The sequence below is a fragment of the Pseudomonas sp. CH61 genome, from assembly GCF_059429415.1.
Genome location: NZ_CM182098.1, coordinates 4,948,901 through 4,965,643, shown reverse-complemented (window position 1 = coordinate 4,965,643; position 16,743 = coordinate 4,948,901). Strand labels below are relative to the sequence as shown.

Annotated in this window: 17 protein-coding genes; 2 read left to right on the top strand and 15 right to left on the bottom strand. The window is 58.1% G+C overall.

Annotated features, from left to right (window positions below):
* Both AC5SEM_RS22240 and AC5SEM_RS22235 read left to right on the top strand, forming a co-directional pair.
* Positions 1-1,620 carry a DUF2300 domain-containing protein gene (locus tag AC5SEM_RS22240; protein WP_495471289.1) on the top strand — a complete coding sequence of 540 codons (1,620 nt, stop codon included), beginning with the start codon at positions 1-3 and terminating at the stop codon, positions 1,618-1,620.
* Between the two features lie 3 nt (positions 1,621-1,623).
* Positions 1,624-2,436 carry a YfaP family protein gene (locus AC5SEM_RS22235; protein ID WP_495471288.1) on the top strand — a complete coding sequence of 271 codons (813 nt, stop codon included), beginning with the start codon at positions 1,624-1,626 and terminating at the stop codon, positions 2,434-2,436.
* A 23-nt stretch (positions 2,437-2,459) separates the two neighbouring features.
* Here the strand turns inward: AC5SEM_RS22235 and AC5SEM_RS22230 are convergent, their stop codons facing one another.
* The 15 genes from AC5SEM_RS22230 to eat all read right to left on the bottom strand — a co-directional run bounded on the left by AC5SEM_RS22230 (position 2,460) and on the right by eat (position 16,608).
* Entirely contained in the window at positions 2,460-2,894 is a 435-nt protein-coding gene (locus AC5SEM_RS22230; protein WP_495471287.1) for a hypothetical protein, read from the bottom strand.
* 62 nt (positions 2,895-2,956) lie between these two features.
* Positions 2,957-3,514: a hypothetical protein gene (locus tag AC5SEM_RS22225; RefSeq protein ID WP_495471286.1), complete on the bottom strand. Its 558-nt coding sequence runs from the start codon at positions 3,512-3,514 to the stop codon at positions 2,957-2,959.
* Positions 3,515-3,641: 127 nt separating this feature from the next.
* Positions 3,642-4,817, bottom strand: a complete 1,176-nt coding sequence (locus AC5SEM_RS22220) for a GGDEF domain-containing protein (RefSeq protein ID WP_495471285.1) — start codon at positions 4,815-4,817, stop codon at positions 3,642-3,644.
* A gap of 206 nt (positions 4,818-5,023) precedes the next feature.
* Complete coding sequence (gene darG, locus AC5SEM_RS22215; protein WP_495471284.1) at positions 5,024-6,109, bottom strand: type II toxin-antitoxin system antitoxin DNA ADP-ribosyl glycohydrolase DarG; 1,086 nt, start codon at positions 6,107-6,109, stop codon at positions 5,024-5,026.
* Positions 6,106-6,750 (bottom strand): type II toxin-antitoxin system toxin DNA ADP-ribosyl transferase DarT, encoded by a 645-nt coding sequence (gene darT, locus AC5SEM_RS22210; protein WP_495471283.1) that lies wholly within the window; start codon positions 6,748-6,750, stop codon positions 6,106-6,108. The genes darG and darT overlap by 4 nt, the downstream gene beginning before the upstream one ends.
* A complete protein-coding gene (locus tag AC5SEM_RS22205) occupies positions 6,747-7,328 on the bottom strand; it encodes a DarT ssDNA thymidine ADP-ribosyltransferase family protein (protein WP_495471282.1) in 582 nt (193 codons plus the stop codon). Before AC5SEM_RS22205 ends, darT begins: the two co-directional genes overlap by 4 nt.
* A gap of 186 nt (positions 7,329-7,514) precedes the next feature.
* Positions 7,515-8,435 carry a restriction endonuclease gene (locus tag AC5SEM_RS22200; RefSeq protein ID WP_495471281.1) on the bottom strand — a complete coding sequence of 307 codons (921 nt, stop codon included), beginning with the start codon at positions 8,433-8,435 and terminating at the stop codon, positions 7,515-7,517.
* Between the two features lie 503 nt (positions 8,436-8,938).
* Positions 8,939-9,685 carry a S24 family peptidase gene (locus AC5SEM_RS22195; protein ID WP_077574688.1) on the bottom strand — a complete coding sequence of 249 codons (747 nt, stop codon included), beginning with the start codon at positions 9,683-9,685 and terminating at the stop codon, positions 8,939-8,941.
* 223 nt (positions 9,686-9,908) lie between these two features.
* A complete protein-coding gene (gene ppa / locus AC5SEM_RS22190) occupies positions 9,909-10,436 on the bottom strand; it encodes an inorganic diphosphatase (protein ID WP_003205933.1) in 528 nt (175 codons plus the stop codon).
* Positions 10,437-10,548: 112 nt separating this feature from the next.
* Positions 10,549-11,361: a M90 family metallopeptidase gene (locus tag AC5SEM_RS22185; RefSeq protein WP_495471280.1), complete on the bottom strand. Its 813-nt coding sequence runs from the start codon at positions 11,359-11,361 to the stop codon at positions 10,549-10,551.
* Between the two features lie 4 nt (positions 11,362-11,365).
* Entirely contained in the window at positions 11,366-12,016 is a 651-nt protein-coding gene (locus tag AC5SEM_RS22180) for a DedA family protein (protein WP_007910892.1), read from the bottom strand.
* Between the two features lie 229 nt (positions 12,017-12,245).
* Positions 12,246-12,707, bottom strand: coding sequence for a GNAT family N-acetyltransferase (locus tag AC5SEM_RS22175; protein WP_007910890.1), 462 nt, complete (start codon positions 12,705-12,707; stop codon positions 12,246-12,248).
* Positions 12,708-12,822: 115 nt separating this feature from the next.
* A complete protein-coding gene (eutC, locus tag AC5SEM_RS22170) occupies positions 12,823-13,656 on the bottom strand; it encodes an ethanolamine ammonia-lyase subunit EutC (RefSeq protein WP_495471279.1) in 834 nt (277 codons plus the stop codon).
* Positions 13,653-15,047: an ethanolamine ammonia-lyase subunit EutB gene (locus tag AC5SEM_RS22165; protein ID WP_495471278.1), complete on the bottom strand. Its 1,395-nt coding sequence runs from the start codon at positions 15,045-15,047 to the stop codon at positions 13,653-13,655. Before AC5SEM_RS22165 ends, eutC begins: the two co-directional genes overlap by 4 nt.
* A 190-nt stretch (positions 15,048-15,237) precedes the next feature.
* Positions 15,238-16,608 carry an ethanolamine permease gene (gene eat / locus AC5SEM_RS22160; protein ID WP_116029869.1) on the bottom strand — a complete coding sequence of 457 codons (1,371 nt, stop codon included), beginning with the start codon at positions 16,606-16,608 and terminating at the stop codon, positions 15,238-15,240.
* Positions 16,609-16,743 lie beyond the last annotated feature (135 nt).

Here is a 16,743-nt window from a genome sequence, read left to right as displayed (position 1 = left end):
ATGACTCGGCCGCTGCTGTGGCTGTTGATGTGTGTGATGCCTGCGCTGGCGACGGCGCAGGACGAGCCGTTGCGCGTGGCCTACAAGGGCGAGTTGTTGTCGTTGAGTCAGACGCAACTGATCAAGCGTGAACCGTTGCCGTCATCGCTGGATACGCCGCTGGGCAGTCTGTGGAAGTTGTTTGTCTACGCATGGCTGGTGGACACCGGCGCGCGGGAGCCGGCGTATGAATGTCGCGGGCAGTCGAAGGAGGAGGTTTATTGCTGCTCGGCGGGTGGCAGGATCGAGCGTGATCAGGCGTTGGTGAAATCCTGCGGGTTGTATTTCGAGCCTGCGCGGTTAGGGATTTCGGCGGCGGATTGGCGTACCTATTGGCAGGCGCGGCAGGCGCCGTCGTGGTTGCTGGATTTGCCGTCGGTGCAGCCGGCTCAACGGGTTTCCGTGGTTGAGCTGCTGAAGGTCCTGGCGACTTTGCCGGCGCAGGATCAGGCGCGTCGAGTGCTGCTCGATGTAGTGCTGAATGCGGCGGATGGCAATGTCGTCGGCGAACTGGGCGGGCGCCTGCGGGTGAAAACCTGGAGCTGGCTCGGTGATCAGGACCCGCAATCGCGGCAGGGCGGGTTTGCTGGCTGGACGGCTGATGGCTCGCCGGTCTGGGCGGGTGGGCGAGGCACCAGTCAGATGGTCTTGCGGCATTACGGCCAAGCATTGGCGACCGTGTTGCCGGCAGCCTGGCCCTCGGAGGCGGGGCGTTGTGTCGAAGTCAGCCTGTTTTCGAAGTATCCAGTTTCGAAGGTTTTAGCGGGTGATCGCCTCGCGACATCCGGCCCGTTGCAAGGCGACTACCGCGTCGAATTCGCCAACGGCAACGCGCTGGATATCCACAGCGACGGCGAACTGTTTCTGCTCAACGACAAACTCGTCGCAAGGCTTGATCGCGAAGAGTACGTCGCCCGGGTGCTGGAGCGCGAAGCCAAACCTGAACCCGCCGAAGCAGCCAAAGCCCTGGCCGTGGCAATCCGAACTTATCTGCTGCAAAACGCCACGCGCAACGGCGACTGCCTGAGCATCGACGACAGCAGCAATCGCCAGCGCGTCGCACCACGACCAGCTTCGGCTGAATCCCGCAACATCGCCGCCTGGACGGCAGACCTGGTACTGGCCGGCAGCACCGTCACCTATCACTCAAATCAACCCGGTCCGGACAAACTTGCCTGGCAACAAGCAGTCGAGCAGGCCAATGCCGGCCAGCGCTATGACGCGATTCTGCTGCACGCCTATCCGCGCGCCAGCCTCAGCCGTTGGGACAACCCGGTCGCTTCCTGCGAAGCGCTGCCCGCCGCACAAGACTGGCTGCAGAAACAGCGACGCGGCTGGCGCCCGACGCTGGAAAGCGAAACCGGCTACAACGAAGTCAGCACCTTCGCCGTGTGCAAACTCGCCTTCGGCCGTCCTTTCGTCGACCGCGAACGCCAACGCATCTACGTGCGCGGCGTGCTGACCCTGCAGGATCGCCTCGACCTGACCCACGAATATCTGCACCTTGCCTTTGAAGCACATCCCAACGGCCAGGATGAAACCTACATCGAAGGGCTCGCCCGTCACCTTTTGCTGGAATAGACCATGACACTCCGTTATCCACAGGTCTTGCTGCTGCTCTGCACGTTGACCGCGCTCTCGCCGGTCATTGCTGCCGACAGCGTCAAACTCGACACTCCGGTCGGCGGCTGGCGCAGTGGCGCACCCGAAGGTGAGGGCGAAAGCTTCCGCCAGACCGTCAACTACCCGGCCTCATCGGTCAACACCCCGGTCGGCCAGGCCAATACCGCGCGCATCAGCGGCGAGATCAAAGCTACGCAGAAGGGCAACGAACCCGGACGGCTGATCGTCAACGGCGTGAGCATGCCGCTGAAAATCGACGACAGCGGCCGCTTTGACCGTCCGTTCTCGTTCCCCAACGGCAGCAACAGCGTCGAAGTGCGCAGCCCTGACGGCCAGCAACGCCACCGCACACAATTCCTCAACACCAGCGGCGGCGCCACCCCGGCCAAGCTGCGCGTACTGCTGGCATGGGACAGCGACGGCACCGACCTCGACCTGCACCTCGTCACCCCCGACGGCGCGCACATTTGGTACGGCAACCGCAGCGCCGCCAACGGCGCCGCGCTCGACGTCGACGTCACCACCGGCTATGGCCCGGAAATCTTCGCCATGCCGGCGCCGATCAAGGGCCAGTATCTGGTGTACGTGAATTATTACGGCGGTGGCTATCGTGGGGATGACGAGGGCGGCGATGAAGCGGTGCAGGCGCTGACCACCGCGCAGGTGACGGTGATTACCGAAGAGGGTACGCCGAGCGAGAAGATGGAGACGTTTCTGATCCCGATGCGCGCGGTGGGAGAGCTGACGCTGGTGAAGTCATTCAGTTATCCCTGAGCAGGTACCTGCTCAGGGTTGCACTAGAAGCCGGGCGGAATGTAACCGGGTACGAACGGAACGTTGATGCATTTGCCATGAATGATCTTTCCGTCCTCGATCCGAAACAGTACGATCTTTTTGGCTTTATTGACGGTGGCTTCCAGTTTGCAGTCAGAGCTATGCCCGACCGTCTCGTAGTACTCGGTGTACACCATGCCGTTGCCGGTGTTATTCATGGAAGTACCGGCCGCTTCAGTAGTTGTCCAGCTGGAGGATTTGAACCAGGTCAGGACGGCCAGATTTTCGCCGTTGGTACCGGTCTGTTTTTTCATCGAGTCAGGTTTGCCGAACAGATCGAGTGCTTCCTGAACATCCCGTCCTTCCCAGCGCGACTGCGCAATCAGGTGGCAGCCATTCACCATTGATACTGTGGCTGTTATCAGCAGCGTCAGTAGCGTCTTAGTCCATTGATTCATCATGACTCCCGGTGTCATGTGCGAGACGAAATAGCGCGCTGCAGCGTTAAGAGGTCAGGCTGTTACTTGTTGCCCAGTATCGAATCGAGGTTGTCCATCATCTGGCTTTTTTCCTGAATAGGTGCCAGTTTGAAGAACATTTGCTGCATGCCCTGAATCATCTGCAAGTGCTCCATCTTGCCCACCGCGATCATGTCTTTTTTCTCTGGGGAGCAAACGAAAGCGAGGGCACGCTGCACCCAGAACTCCTTCGGCTGCTGCCATTGCTCGTTCACTTTCAGGTGCCGCAGCAGGTAGGCAATTCGATCCACCGACTGGCCATTCACAAACCGCAGCTTGTTTGTCTTGCACTGAACTTCCAGGTTATAGGCATCAATCATCGGCTTGCCCGGCTCTTCATACACCAGCGTCACCGCCAGCATTTGCGCGCCCTTGGTACGCGTCGACGGCACCACTGATGTGCTGTCGGCGACATACATGATGTTCTTGTGCGGGACGCCGTTGCCGTAAATGATCCACCAGTCGCCGACGGGGTTCGGCTCTTCCGCTGACACTGAAGTAGCAGTCAAGAGGGCAGTCAGTAGAGCGAGGGATTTACTCAGTTTGAAAAACGATGACATGGTGCTGCTCCATTCCTTGGCGCTTTTGTAGTGCACAAAAACAGAATGGAAATTTAGTGGCGGGTGCCGGCTGGGGCAATTAGGGCGGATGTGCTAATGGCTTATTGAAATGGTCGGTGGCTGGGCACTAATTATCGGTAAGGCTCAGGTACAGCGAACGCAACGTCTGTACACGATTGCGCCCCTGATCCTTGGCGCCGTACAACGCCTGATCCGCTTCCGAGAGCAGGCGTGACAAGTCGTAGCCGGATTCACGGGTGGTTACTACGCCGATGCTGACGCTGAGCAAACCCGGCTCAACAATCGACAATTGCGAGAAGGAACGGCGGATTCGCTCGGCAATCTCCAGTGCAGTCTGCTCGTCGCAGTCGCTGAGAAGGCAAGCAAACTCCTCACCGCCGATCCGTCCGCAAACATCTTCCTTGCGCAGGCTCTCGACCACGATCCGGCCGAACGCGATCAACGCCTGATCCCCAACGGGATGGCCATAGGTGTCGTTCAGACGCTTGAAGTTATCCAGATCACAAAGCAATAACGCCGCTGGTTCCGCGTGTTGCTGACTGTCGGCAAGCAACTGGCCGGCGTTCATCATGAACGCGCGACGATTGCCAATGCCCGTCAGCGGATCGCTGAACGCCGCCGCTTTGAGCTTGAGCTCTGCACGTTCCTTGACCATCGCCAGGGTGATGTAGGCAATGCCGATGACATACAGCATCGACTCGAACAGCATGAACGAGAAAAACGGCACGCCCTCGCCACTGCCCAGCAGCGCCTTTGTCACCGGCAGCCCTTCATCGGTCGCACTGCGAACGGCGTAGAACACCGTGTGCAGAACGGTCAGCACCAGCGCCGGCATAAACGCGACGTTCAGGGTGTTTCTGCTGCGCCAGAGTTCTAGCGTTGTCATCACGCCGTAACCGAATGCCAGCAAGGAGTAGATCAAAACCCGATTTGGCATCGACTCGTAGAAGGCGGGAATCAGGCACAAGGTCAGCCAGGCGAGCGCCCCAGCCAGAATGCCGGACACTGACGGCCTGCGCCCGACCAGCGTGCGCATGGCCGTCCAGTTCAGCGCCGCACTGAGCAATAGAACAACATTGCCGAACACAATGGGAATGAAGTCGACCCCTCGATCACGCCAACTGACCAATACCACGCCCAAGGCGCCAAGCAGCATCATGCTGCCGAGGTACGCCAGTGGCGGCTCGCGGGTTTCGCGATACCAGGCGTGCAGCGTCAAAAGCCCCATCAAAAAGAAGACGAAGACCGAAACGACCAGCAGGGTCGGGATATGCAGGGCCATTCCATGGATTCCCGTGAGGCTCAATACCGGAATCCGGCCGGGGTCGGGGATGCGGGTAAAAACAGAGGGGTGGTTACAAGGCGGGATTTAGCACTGTGGGGGTTGGGTTTTGCAAGTGTTGGCGCATTGACCTGAGGATTGCCTAAGCCATTGCGACAGGCAGCGGGGCAATTGTGCAGCAGCAATTGCCCTGTTTCGCTCCGGCGTCAGGCCGCTATGTTGGGACTGAAACTGCTGGAAGTAAGGCGCTCAATTGCGATCCCCAGAGCTTGATCGTCAAATAGCTTGTTTTTTCGCACTGCAGCGCTGGAACCACCATCCCACTTCAGCAGCGCTTCGCGTAAAGCTGGAACGGTTGGCGCAACGCCGTCCTGAATCAGCAACCAGTCGACAGTCGCGAGCAACTCCATGCCAAAAGGTGATTCAAAGCCATCAATCAACTCAGCCGTGCGTTCTAACGCTTGGGAGTATTCCTTGGCTTCAGTCTTGAGGTAGGTCTGCAAAAAGGCTTTGCGATCCTGGTCAAACCAAATCACATCGGTGATTCCCGCATCACTGATGCGCTTGTCGCAATGCAGATAGCTGCCATCCAGATTGTTGAGCAGATGTTCCAATCGATTAGCGTACGGTCCGAATTTATGGGCGACGAATTTAAGATTCAGCGGGTTCTCAGTACCAGGAAGTTTTTCGATTGCACGCTCAAGAAACCACGCCAGCTTCTGAATCTCGAGCAGGCTGCATTCCATCCCCAGAACCCAATAACGTCGCACCAGCTCTGCAATCAGCGCCCGTGCCGGAGTGAGTTGCTCAACTCCGTTGCGTTTAGCGACATTCAGATACTGATTGGAGGGTTCGAACACCAATACATCCACGTCCAGATCGTCCAGTACCTCAACAATTTGCTCACGCACTTCAGGCCACTTCAGCCCACCGTTACCAGCACCTAGCGGCGGGACAGAGACAGACTTCACATCGTTTTCTATCAAGAAACGACGCAGATCATGCAAACCCTCGGTAATCCACGCCATTTGCGACGGAGAGCGCCAATGACGTTTGGTAGGGAAGTTCACGATCCAGCGCGGGCCATCGAGTTCATCGGTGGCCGTCACGTGCATTTTGCCGGTTTCTACTTCACCGGCCTTGCACGCGGCTGCATACAGACGGTAATTCTGCGCAAAGCGTTCTTTGAACATCAACGCGATACCTTTACCCATCACACCCACGGTGTTCACCGTGTTGACGAGGGCTTCGGTTTTGGCTTCCAGCAGGTTGCCTTGGGTGAATCTGATCATTGGAAATACCATTTGGGGCGCGCATGGACTGGCAGCGTCAGGCCTCTAGCGGCAACGTCTGCTTCTATGCGTACTTTCATTGCATCGGTGTGGCACATGATGCCCAGTAGTCCCGTAATCGGTAAGTGGTGGTGAATCAGCGCCTCAGCCTGATAACGCTCCATTTTGCGAGGGTCATCAGGATCGCGCTTGAAGTCGCGCCGTTGAAGGATAGACCAATCGATCTGGTCGAGATCCGTCAGGTCGCTGTAATAGTCTGTCCAATCTGGGTAGGCATGTGCGTTTGTGAAGACAAACGGTAGCCCCAGCTCTACAACGCGATAAAGGCTGGAAACGAGAATGACGATCTCGTCGTTGGTGCGCTGCTGAACGCTCCAGCCAGAATGAATGTTCTGCATCATCACCGAGAAGGGCGTGAAGTAGAAGGGCACGTAGTCGGCCAGCACGCCTTCGGGTGCGATAGGCACCTGGCGGGAACGGCGTTTGTCGATCAAGTCGACGTTGCCGATGTTCACGTACTGAGGTGCCTGTACTTCCGAGTTCGCGCAATGCAGACCGTTATCCAGAATCCAGGGCAGGTTATCGCGATGGACGATACGCCAAATCAGAGCCTTCTCTGGATTCAGGTTGGTGTAGTTCATTGATAAAACATTCTCTGGTTCACGCCCGTGAGCACCTTAACACCGGCCGCCTGCATCTTTGCCAAGCAAAGCGCATCTACTTCTTCATTCGGTGTGAAGATTTTGAAGAACTCAGCGGTTTTAACAATTCCGGGCGCTAGGCATTCCGCCATGCAGATGCTCTTGCAATGTGGGTCTTGGTATTCGCGACTACTCATGACGTCCCACTCGATCGCCTCAAATCCCTGCTCATAATCGAGTAACTGAATAGAGTCGCCAGCCAAAGGGTGGCGGGGGACGATTTTCCAACCGTTTTGCTTGGCCGTTGACCTGTACACCGAGATCAGTACGAACTGGGCTTTCGGCTCGCGGCGTTGGACGGCCCCTTCAAAAGGGTTTCCAGCAAACCAATGGAAAGGAACGTAGTTGTCGAGTTGTTGAAGTTGGCGCTTTTTTAAAATTTCAGCATCGGCTACGTCTGTGAATCCGGAAAGACTCGCGCGTGGCTTAAGACCCTCCTTGAAAATGCCATCCAGATTTTCAACCGAAGTGAGATGGTAGAGAAGCTTCTGTTCCCTGATGTTTCTGACATCCGACATAGTGGTCTCCTTGACCTGCACATCAACCTAAACTGGATTCAGTCCCAGCCTCGCCCCGTGCTGATGTAACCCTCGATCCGTGGGGGTTGGTAGAACAGTGGCTATGATTCTAGTGTGCTACTACTTTTGACCACAAGCCCAGTGTGGAGACTTAGCTAGAAGGGTCGAACAGCAGCAACTTCAACCTTATTCATCATCAAAGTAATCGCGATCCAGCGTCGGCAACCGCAACAAGCGCGATGTCACGCCAACCTCATGATCCATCATCAGATGCACCAGTCGCGTTCCGTCTACCAACACAATGCCATCCACCGATTTAGCGAAGTCAACAGCGTGCGCGGTAAAGCCAGACGTGGTGATGAATACGCCGCGCTTGGCTTTTTGCCCGGCGAGTGCTCCGTAGAACGCCTGCAGTTCAGGCCGGCCAACCGTGTTTTGCCAGCGTTTGGCCTGAACATAAACCTTCTCCAGCCCCAATTTATCGAGCGAGATAATGCCGTCGATACCCGCATCACCGGAACCGCCGACACGTTGCAGATCATTGCGACTGGCGCCATACCCCAGTCGATGAAGCACATCCAGCACGATCACTTCGAAACGGTTGGGGCTAACTTGCAGCAAGTTGTCCAAAAGGTCCGCCGCCGTGGCATCGCGCAATTCCTTTAGCGCTCGCTCCAGTCGGTCGTCAGGGCTTTCGGTGGCGGAGGTCAGGTCTGGCTCAATGTTTGGTTGGTCGTCTAGTGGTTCAGCATCAGGCGCGACCTTCAGCTTCACATTCATGTAGCCGATTGCCAAATGCTCCACGTCCTTGGCCGACAGTGGAAATGCATGCTCCTTGGTGTACTGAGCGCCTGCATCGGTCAATTTCCAGTACCCGCGTTTGGCACTGCTGGAAAGACCGGCACGTTTGAGTCGATCGTGCGCCCAACCTGAACGGTTTTTGTAGGTAGCCTGACCACTGGCGATCAATTCTTCGCGCTGTGCTTCGGTCAGTTGCAGTGTTTTTGCTGCCGCTTCGTGAGCGTCCCGAGCAATCGCACCCTCGGGTTTTGTGGCGAGAAAACGAAGGATCGGCTCGATGAACTGATCGTAGGTTGGAACGGACATAGGCGCATCCCTTTGCTGAAGGTTTTTAACTAACCGGCGGGCGAGTATAAATTAACGCTCGCTGAGGATGCCTTGGAGAGTAAGCACTGTTTGCGTGAAAACGTAAGTCGCTATGTCTCGGTTCGCACATATGTCGAATATCTGGCTGGTTCACTTTCTCACAGGCATTAAAAAGCCGGCTTGTGGCCGGCTTCTCGGGGACTGGCTTGGTCTATTTTTGGTAAACCGCGCCAGCCTTCAAAACGTACATCCGGATCTGCGTCCGGCTGTGGGACTTGGTCAGACGTTGGTCTGCCGCGTCGGGCGCTGTCTGAGCCGCGGGGCGGGTCGATGCGCAAATGTGGGGCGCAGGATACTGAGTTTTGCTTGGGATTCCCAGCCTGAAGTGCGGTTTAGAGCGACTTCTACGCTAGAAATCCGCGATTTGTACCGATTGTCCGGGCCTCTTCGCGAGCAGGCTCGCTCCCACAGGGTTCAGTGCAGACTCGAAGAACTGCATCAAGTCAGAGAAACGGCACCACCGGCCGCCGCTTGCTCACCGTCGACCACCAGAATACCCAGCCCAATATATGTATGCGTTGCTCCTCGATCTGCGCCGGGCGGAACACTTCGTCCGGGTATTCGGCGCTGTTGTGGCTGCGCAGGCGCAGGCCGTTGCCGGGCATGCGGTGCAGGTATTTGATGCGCAGCATGCCGTCGTGTTCGATAGCGTAGATCTCGCCGTCGACGACTTGGGTCAGGCCGCGATCGATGGCGACAACGGAACCGTCCTCGATGCGTTCGGCCATGCTGTTGCCGATCATGTGCGCGCAGATGGCATCGGCAGGGCGGATCTCCAGTTGATCAACCTGTGCACGCAGCAGGCGGATGGACAGGTCCGGGTCCTGAATGACGTGGGTTTTGTCGGAGCCGTTGGTCTGTGGTGTTTCTTTGAAGAAGGCCAGCTCGATGTCATTGGGATGGATGAATCGGTAGGCGCCCTGTGGATCGTGGGCGTCAAAGCTGTCGCCGTTGCTGGCCGGCGGAGTCAGGCTTGGCAGCTCTTTTGTGCCTTGGCCGGTTTTCAGCCATTCGCTGTTGACGGACAGCAGGCGTGAGACTTCTTCCATGCGATACGCCGGGACGCCCCGGGTGTACCAGTTGTGGACATTTTGGGCTTCCGTGCCCCAGAACTTTGCGAAACCCGTCGTCGAGATGTTCGCAGCTTCCAGGAGTGCCTTGAATCTTGGACCGCTAGTGTTCTTTCTCATAAACACGGAGTCTACGGCCGTGCCAGAGCGGTTTGAATAAACCGGACGTTCAAAAACGGGCTGAATTTTGCGACGGGATGTAAGACGTTCTTGTGGGAAATTACACAGGCTAAAACTTTTCTGTAGTCCTCGATAAACACTCTGTTTAAGACAGCTTTTCCCGAGCACAAAAAACCCCGGATCAACCGGGGTTTTCTTCAAGCCTCACGCATAGCGCAGGTGCTTAGCCTTTGTAGGCGGCAACCGACTTGGTGATCGCTTCGCGAGCGGCGTCTGCACCGGCCCAGCCTTCGATCTTGACCCATTTGCCTTTTTCGAGATCTTTGTAGTTCGCGAAGAAGTGCTCGATCTGCTGGATCAGCAGTGGCGGCAGGTCGGTGTATTCCTTCACATCGACGTACAGCTGGGACAGCTTGTCGTGTGGCACTGCGATGACTTTGGCATCGCCGCCGCCGTCGTCGGTCATGTTCAGGATGCCGACTGGGCGGGCGCGGATCACCGAGCCTGGCGCAACCGGGTAAGGGGTCACAACCAGCACGTCGAGGGGATCACCGTCGTCAGCCAGGGTGTTCGGGATGTAACCGTAGTTGGCCGGGTAGAACATTGGGGTGGCCATGAAACGGTCAACGAACAGGCAATCGCTGTCTTTGTCGATTTCGTATTTGATCGGCGCGTGGTTGGCCGGGATCTCGATCGCGACGTAGATGTCGTTCGGCAGGTCTTTGCCAGCCGGAATCTTGCTGTAGCTCATTGGGCGTTGCCCCCGTAGTTGACCAAAAACACTTGGCCGGATTGACCAAAAAGTGGCGGCGATTATAGGCATATTCTGCCGTCGACGCCATGTACCGAAAGTCGTGCAGAGCTTAGTCGTGCGCCTGATAGACCGGGTCTGAGGCCTGAAGTTGCCGCAACCGGCTCAACGGGTCCTGGCGGTAGAAAAGCTGCAACTGCGCATACACCTGTGGATAGGCCTCATGCAGCAGATCCGGGGCGCTGAAGAAATATTCGCTGGTGACCGCAAAGAACTCCGCCGGGTTCTCGGCGGCGTAGGGATCGATGGCAGTTTCGGCGTCCGGGTCATGGTCGAGCTGGCGGTTGAGATCGTCGTAAGCCTTTTGCATAACGATTGCCCAGTCGCTGACGCGCATGTCGGCATGCAGCGGTGGCAGGCCATTGGCGTCGCCGTTGAGCATGTCGAGTTTGTGCGCCAGTTCGTGGATCACCAGGTTGTAGCCTTCCCAGCCACCACTGGCCATGACGCCGGGCCAGGCGAGGATGATCGGCCCCTGCTGCCACGCTTCGCCGCTGTGTTCGCCGTCCCACTCATGCTCGACACCGCTGGCGTCACGATGACGTTGCGGGCTGAGAAAGTCGTCGGGGTAGAGCACGATTTCGTGGAAACCCTGATACCAGTTCAGATCGCCCAGGTTGAGCAGGGGCAATTGTGCCTGGGCGGCGAGCAGCAGGCGTTGTTCCTGATGCAGTTCGACGCCGGGCAGGGCGCTCAGGTGTTTGTCTTCGAGGAACAGTACGCAGGCTTCGCGCAGCCACTGGTCTTCGGCTGCACTGATGCCGTCAAGAAAGCTCAGGTGATGGCGCACCCGTTGCCACATGTCGTCAGCAATCGGGTGCTTCGCCAGAATACGCTGACGACGCCAGGCGCTCAGCGACCACATCGGCTTAGTGCGATTGCGCTTTGGTGCCGCCGAAACGGCTGCGAACCACACCGAGGATCATCGGCACCAGCGACAACAGAATGATTGCCACCACCAGCAACGACAGGTTTTTCTTGATGAACGGTACGTTGCCGAAGAAGTAGCCCAGCGTGACCAGACCGCCGACCCAGAGGATGGTGCCCAGCACGCTGAAACCGAAGAAGCGCGGGTATGGCATCTTCGCCACACCGGCGACGAACGGCGCGAAGGTACGGATGATCGGCAGGAAGCGCGCCAGCGTTACGGTCTTGCCGCCGTGTTTGTCATAGAAATCGTGGGTTTTTTGCAGGTAATCGCGACGGAAGATTTTCGAGTTCGGGTTGCTGAACAGTTTTTCTCCGGCCGTTCGTCCGATCACGTAGTTGGTGCTGTCGCCCAGGATCGCCGCGAGCATCAGCAAGCCGCCCAACAGCACCGGGTCCATGCCACCACCAGCCGCAACGGCGCCGGCAATGAACAGCAACGAGTCACCCGGGAGGAATGGCATCACCACCAGACCGGTTTCACAGAAAATCACCAGAAACAGGATGGCGTAGATCCATGGCCCATAGTTGTTCACCAGCAAATCGAGGTACACATCGAGATGCAGGATAAGGTCGAGCGGGTTGAAATCCATGGGGGCACCTGTTTGACGGCCCGACTCGGCAGGCCTGTGCGGATGACTTCGTGTAAGCCTACAGCGGGGTGTAGTTTTTCTTACAAGCCGGAAAGATCGGGATTATACGGTCTGAAGGATGAAAAGCGCGTTGGTTTTGTAGCGAGGGATGTCGAGGTGTGAACAATTGTCAGGAAGCATTCGGGGTGCCTGAGGGAGCGGGCTCCCTCATCACACGTTGCATTTGCAGTCAGAGTTCTTCGCTGATCGGCAGCACGTAGTTCTTGAACTCGGTGTCTTCCTTGAACCCGATGGACTCATAGGTTTTCTGCGCCACTTCGTTATTGCTGCTGGTGGAGACGCGCATGCGCACGGCCTGGGTTTCCTTGGCCATTTTCTTCGCGGTGCGGATCAGGTTGTCGGCGACCAGTTGGCGGCGCGCATCTTCAGCGACATAGATGTCGTTGAGGATCCACACACGCTTGAGCGACAACGAGGAGAAGCTCGGGTAGAGCTGGCAGAAGCCCATCAGTTTCTTGTCATCATCATCGGCCAGCGCCAGATAGATCACCGATTCCTTGCGGCGCAGGCGTTTTTCGAGGAAGGCGCGGGAGGAATCCGGGTAAGGCAGGGAACCGTAGAACTCGCGATATTTGACGAACAACGGAGTCAACAAATCCAGATGTTCGAGGGTCGCTTGAATAATCCGCATGATAGGTCTCGTCTTCAAGTGGCTGTCTTCAACTGCTCTGACGGCGATGGGAAACCCGTGCGGCCGTGCATCGATCCTGCCTGAAACCGTCGCAGAAACGCAATGCGGAAACGGTTCAGGTTGTGGGCGGATCGAGTAGGAAATTGCCTTTCATATCTACACCAGCGTCCGATTCCAGCGTTTGAACCTGTGCTTCGTCCTTCAGGTTGACCCCCGACAACTGCCGCCGACAGGCTTCGCGCATCAGATAGAGCAAGCGGTGCGCCGCCATGCCGTAGCTCAAACCTTCGAGCCGCACATTGGAGATGCAATTGCGATAGGCATCGGTCAGGCCGATCTTTGGATTGTAGGTGAAATATAAACCGAGACTGTCCGGTGAACTGAGTCCCGGACGTTCGCCAATCAGCATCACCAGCATTTTCGCGCCGAGCAATTGGCCGATTTCATCACCGACCGCGACGCGGCCCTGTTCCACCAGGACAACGGGCGCCATCGACCAGCCGTCGGCGCTCATCTGTTCTTCCAAGCGCGTGAGAAACGGCAAGGTATGCCGATGCACCGCCAGTGCCGACAGGCCGTCGGCCACGACAATTGCCAGATCGACACCGCCGGGATGCGCCGCAGCGTATTCGCGCAAGGCCTGCGCTGATTCATCGCTGAGCTTGCGCCCCAGATCCGGACGTTGCAGATAGCTGTTTCGGTCTACGGCGGCACTGTGCAGCAGCAGGCTTTCGCGCCCGTGCTCACCGAGTTGCGCGCTGAGCCCGGCGTGATCGAACGGCAAGTGCACGGCATCACGTGCCTGCGCGTGGGCAAACTGGAAGTCCAGCTGCGCGTTGGTCGGCAGGCTGGTGCCGGTGCGGCCGAGGGCGATCCGTGCAGGGGTCAGGCGACGCAGTTGCAGCCAAGGGTTCTGCGGGTCGATGGGTGGTTTTTCCATGTGACTCATCCCAGTTGCGCCAGCGCTTGGCGGAAGGCCGGCGGCAAGTTGTTACCGAAGCGAACCTTGCCATCCGCTTGGGTGAAGATGCCCATGTTGGCCAGCCACTGCTCGAACTCCGGCGCCGGTTTCAGGCCCAGGGTCTGCCTGGCATAGAGCGCGTCATGGAACGACGTGGTCTGGTAATTGAGCATGATGTCGTCGGAGCCGGGGATGCCCATGATGAAGTTGATCCCGGCGACACCGAGCAACGTCAGCAGGGTGTCCATGTCGTCCTGATCGGCTTCGGCGTGGTTGGTGTAGCAGATATCGCAGCCCATCGGCACGCCGAGCAGCTTGCCGCAGAAGTGATCTTCGAGGCCGGCGCGGATGATCTGTTTGCCGTTGTACAGGTACTCCGGGCCGATAAATCCTACGACCGTGTTCACCAAAAACGGTTTGAAATGCCGTGCTACGGCGTAGGCCCGGGTCTCGCAGGTTTGTTGATCGACACCGTGATGAGCGTTGGCCGACAGAGCGCTGCCCTGGCCGGTTTCGAAATACATTAGATTTTGCCCAAGAGTGCCGCGATTCAGGCTCAGACCGGCGTCATAGCCTTCCTGCAAGATATTCAGGTTGATGCCGAAGCTGGCGTTGGCCGCTTCGGTGCCGGCAATCGACTGGAACACCAGGTCCAGCGGCACGCCACGGTTGATTGCCTCGATGGAGGTGGTGACGTGGGTCAGCACGCAGGCCTGAGTCGGGATGTCGTAGCGCTGAATGATCGCGTCGAGCATTTCCAGCATTGCGCAGATCGAAGCGAGGCTGTCGGTGGCCGGGTTGATGCCGATCATCGCGTCGCCATTACCGTAGAGCAGGCCGTCGAGAATGCTCGCGGCGATGCCGGACGGCTCGTCGGTTGGATGATTGGGTTGCAGGCGTGTCGACAGGCGTCCGGGCAGGCCAAGGGTGCCGCGAAATTTCGTCACGACACGGATCTTTTGCGCCACCAGCACCAGATCCTGCACGCGCATGATTTTCGACACGGCGGCGACCATTTCCGGCGTCAGGCCGGGGGCGAGATTGCGCAGGCTGGTTTCATCGGCGGCGTCGCTGAGTAACCAGTCGCGGAAACCGCCGACGGTGAGGTGGCTGACCACGGCAAAGGCTTGTTTGTCGTGGGTGTCGATGATCAGCCGGGTGACTTCATCGGCCTCATAGGGAATCAGCGCTTCTTGCAGGAAATGCGTGAGCGGAATGTCGGCCAGCGCCATTTGCGCGGCCACGCGTTCGCCGTCGTTTAGGGCGGCGACGCCTGCGAGAAAGTCCCCGGAACGCGCCGGGCTGGCTTTGGCCATGACGTCCTTGAGGCTGTCGAAGCGATAGGTCTGGGCGCCGACGGAATGGGCGAATGCGGCCATGGGGCGGTGTCCTCCTGATTCTGTGGATAACTCAGTTCCCTGTGGGAGCGAGCCTGCTCGCGAAAGCGGACCGACATTCAAAACAGTTGTCGACTGATACTCCGCTTTCGCGAGCAGGCTCGCTCCCACATTGGATCTTCATGCACTTCTATATAGCGGGCACCGGGCGAAAGGCCCGGTGCCGGTGCAGCTAGATACCTTCGAGCATAGCGTCTGCCGGCGCTTCGGCGCGTTGCTTGGCGGTCAGCTGGAAATACAGGTAACCGGCGGCCATGAAACCAAGGAACACACAGCCGATCAGCGTGTTGAACCACGCCATCGCCACCAGACACACCAGCGCCAGAAACAGCGCAATCGCCGGCACCACCGGATAGCCCGGCGCACGGAAGGTGCGCTCCAGGTTCGGCTCGGTCTTACGCAGTCTGAACAGGCTGAGCATGCTGATGATGTACATCACGATCGCGCCGAACACCGACATGGTGATCATCGCCGCCGTCAGGGTCATGCCTTGCAGATTGACCAGGCCGTCGCTGTAAATCGCCGCAATACCGATCACGCCACCAGCCAGAATCGCCCGGTGCGGGGTCTGGAAACGCGACAGCTTGGCCAGTCCTTTAGGCAAGTAACCGGCACGGGCGAGGGCGAAGAACTGACGCGAGTAGCCGAGAATGATCCCGTGGAAGCTCGCCACCAGCCCGAACAGACCGATCCACACCAGCATGTGCATCCACGTCGAGTTGTTGCCAACCACGGCTTTCATTGCTTGCGGCAGCGGATCGTTGATGTTCGACAGCTGACGCCAGTCGCCGACGCCGCCGGCCATGACCATTACGCCGATAGCGAGGAACACCAGGGTCAGAATGCCGCTGACGTAGGCCTTGGGAATCGTGCGTTTCGGGTCTTTCGCCTCTTCGGCGGCCATGGCGGCACCCTCGATGGCGAGAAAGAACCAGATCGCAAACGGTATCGCCGCGAAGATCCCCGGAATCGAACCGAGGGTGAATTCGTTGGCGCCCGACCAGCCGTTGAGCACGAAATTGCTGAAGCTGAAGCCCGGGGCAACCACGCCCATGAATACCAGCAACTCGGCAACGGCGAGCACGGTGACCACCAGTTCGAAAGTCGCGGCGATGCTGACACCAAGGATGTTCAGGGTCATGAACACGAAATAGGCACCGACGGCGGCAATCTTCGGATCAAGCTCCGGGTATTGCACATTCAGATAGGCACCGATGGCCATGGCAATCGCTGGTGGCGCAAAGACGAACTCGATCAGCGTGGCGATGCCGGCGATCAATCCGCCTTTTTCGCCGAACGCCCGACGGCTGTAGGCAAACGGCCCGCCAGCGTGTGGGATGGCGGTGGTCAATTCCGTGAAGCTGAAGATGAAGCAGGTGTACATGGTCGCGACCATCAGCGCCGTGACCAGAAAACCGAGGGTGCCGGCGGTGCCCCAGCCGTAACTCCAGCCGAAGTATTCGCCGGAAATCACCAGGCCGACGGCAATGCCCCACAGGTGCAAGGTGCCGAGTGTGGGTTTGAGCTGTGTGGTGGAAGTCATAAGTCCTCTCTGGTTTTTATTGTTCGATCTGTTGGACTTTCGGGTGGCGCGGTTGAGGTGGATGGATGCTGTTCACGCAGCGGCAGTTTTCACGCAAAACCTGAATGACGGGTACGCAAGGGCCGTGCCAGAGCG

Bases quoted from the DNA above. Each gene is read 5' to 3' on its own strand.
- AC5SEM_RS22240 (WP_495471289.1), top strand. From the start codon at position 1: ATGACTCGGCCGCTGCTGTGGCTGTTGATGTGTGTGATGCCTGCGCTG.
- AC5SEM_RS22235 (WP_495471288.1), top strand. From the start codon at position 1,624: ATGACACTCCGTTATCCACAGGTCTTGCTGCTGCTCTGCACGTTGACC.
- AC5SEM_RS22230 (WP_495471287.1), bottom strand. From the start codon at position 2,894: ATGAATCAATGGACTAAGACGCTACTGACGCTGCTGATAACAGCCACA.
- AC5SEM_RS22225 (WP_495471286.1), bottom strand. From the start codon at position 3,514: ATGTCATCGTTTTTCAAACTGAGTAAATCCCTCGCTCTACTGACTGCC.
- AC5SEM_RS22220 (WP_495471285.1), bottom strand. From the start codon at position 4,817: ATGGCCCTGCATATCCCGACCCTGCTGGTCGTTTCGGTCTTCGTCTTC.
- darG (WP_495471284.1), bottom strand. From the start codon at position 6,109: ATGATCAGATTCACCCAAGGCAACCTGCTGGAAGCCAAAACCGAAGCC.
- darT (WP_495471283.1), bottom strand. From the start codon at position 6,750: ATGAACTACACCAACCTGAATCCAGAGAAGGCTCTGATTTGGCGTATC.
- AC5SEM_RS22205 (WP_495471282.1), bottom strand. From the start codon at position 7,328: ATGTCGGATGTCAGAAACATCAGGGAACAGAAGCTTCTCTACCATCTC.
- AC5SEM_RS22200 (WP_495471281.1), bottom strand. From the start codon at position 8,435: ATGTCCGTTCCAACCTACGATCAGTTCATCGAGCCGATCCTTCGTTTT.
- AC5SEM_RS22195 (WP_077574688.1), bottom strand. From the start codon at position 9,685: ATGAGAAAGAACACTAGCGGTCCAAGATTCAAGGCACTCCTGGAAGCT.
- ppa (WP_003205933.1), bottom strand. From the start codon at position 10,436: ATGAGCTACAGCAAGATTCCGGCTGGCAAAGACCTGCCGAACGACATC.
- AC5SEM_RS22185 (WP_495471280.1), bottom strand. From the start codon at position 11,361: ATGTGGTCGCTGAGCGCCTGGCGTCGTCAGCGTATTCTGGCGAAGCAC.
- AC5SEM_RS22180 (WP_007910892.1), bottom strand. From the start codon at position 12,016: ATGGATTTCAACCCGCTCGACCTTATCCTGCATCTCGATGTGTACCTC.
- AC5SEM_RS22175 (WP_007910890.1), bottom strand. From the start codon at position 12,707: ATGCGGATTATTCAAGCGACCCTCGAACATCTGGATTTGTTGACTCCG.
- eutC (WP_495471279.1), bottom strand. From the start codon at position 13,656: ATGAGTCACATGGAAAAACCACCCATCGACCCGCAGAACCCTTGGCTG.
- AC5SEM_RS22165 (WP_495471278.1), bottom strand. From the start codon at position 15,047: ATGGCCGCATTCGCCCATTCCGTCGGCGCCCAGACCTATCGCTTCGAC.
- eat (WP_116029869.1), bottom strand. From the start codon at position 16,608: ATGACTTCCACCACACAGCTCAAACCCACACTCGGCACCTTGCACCTG.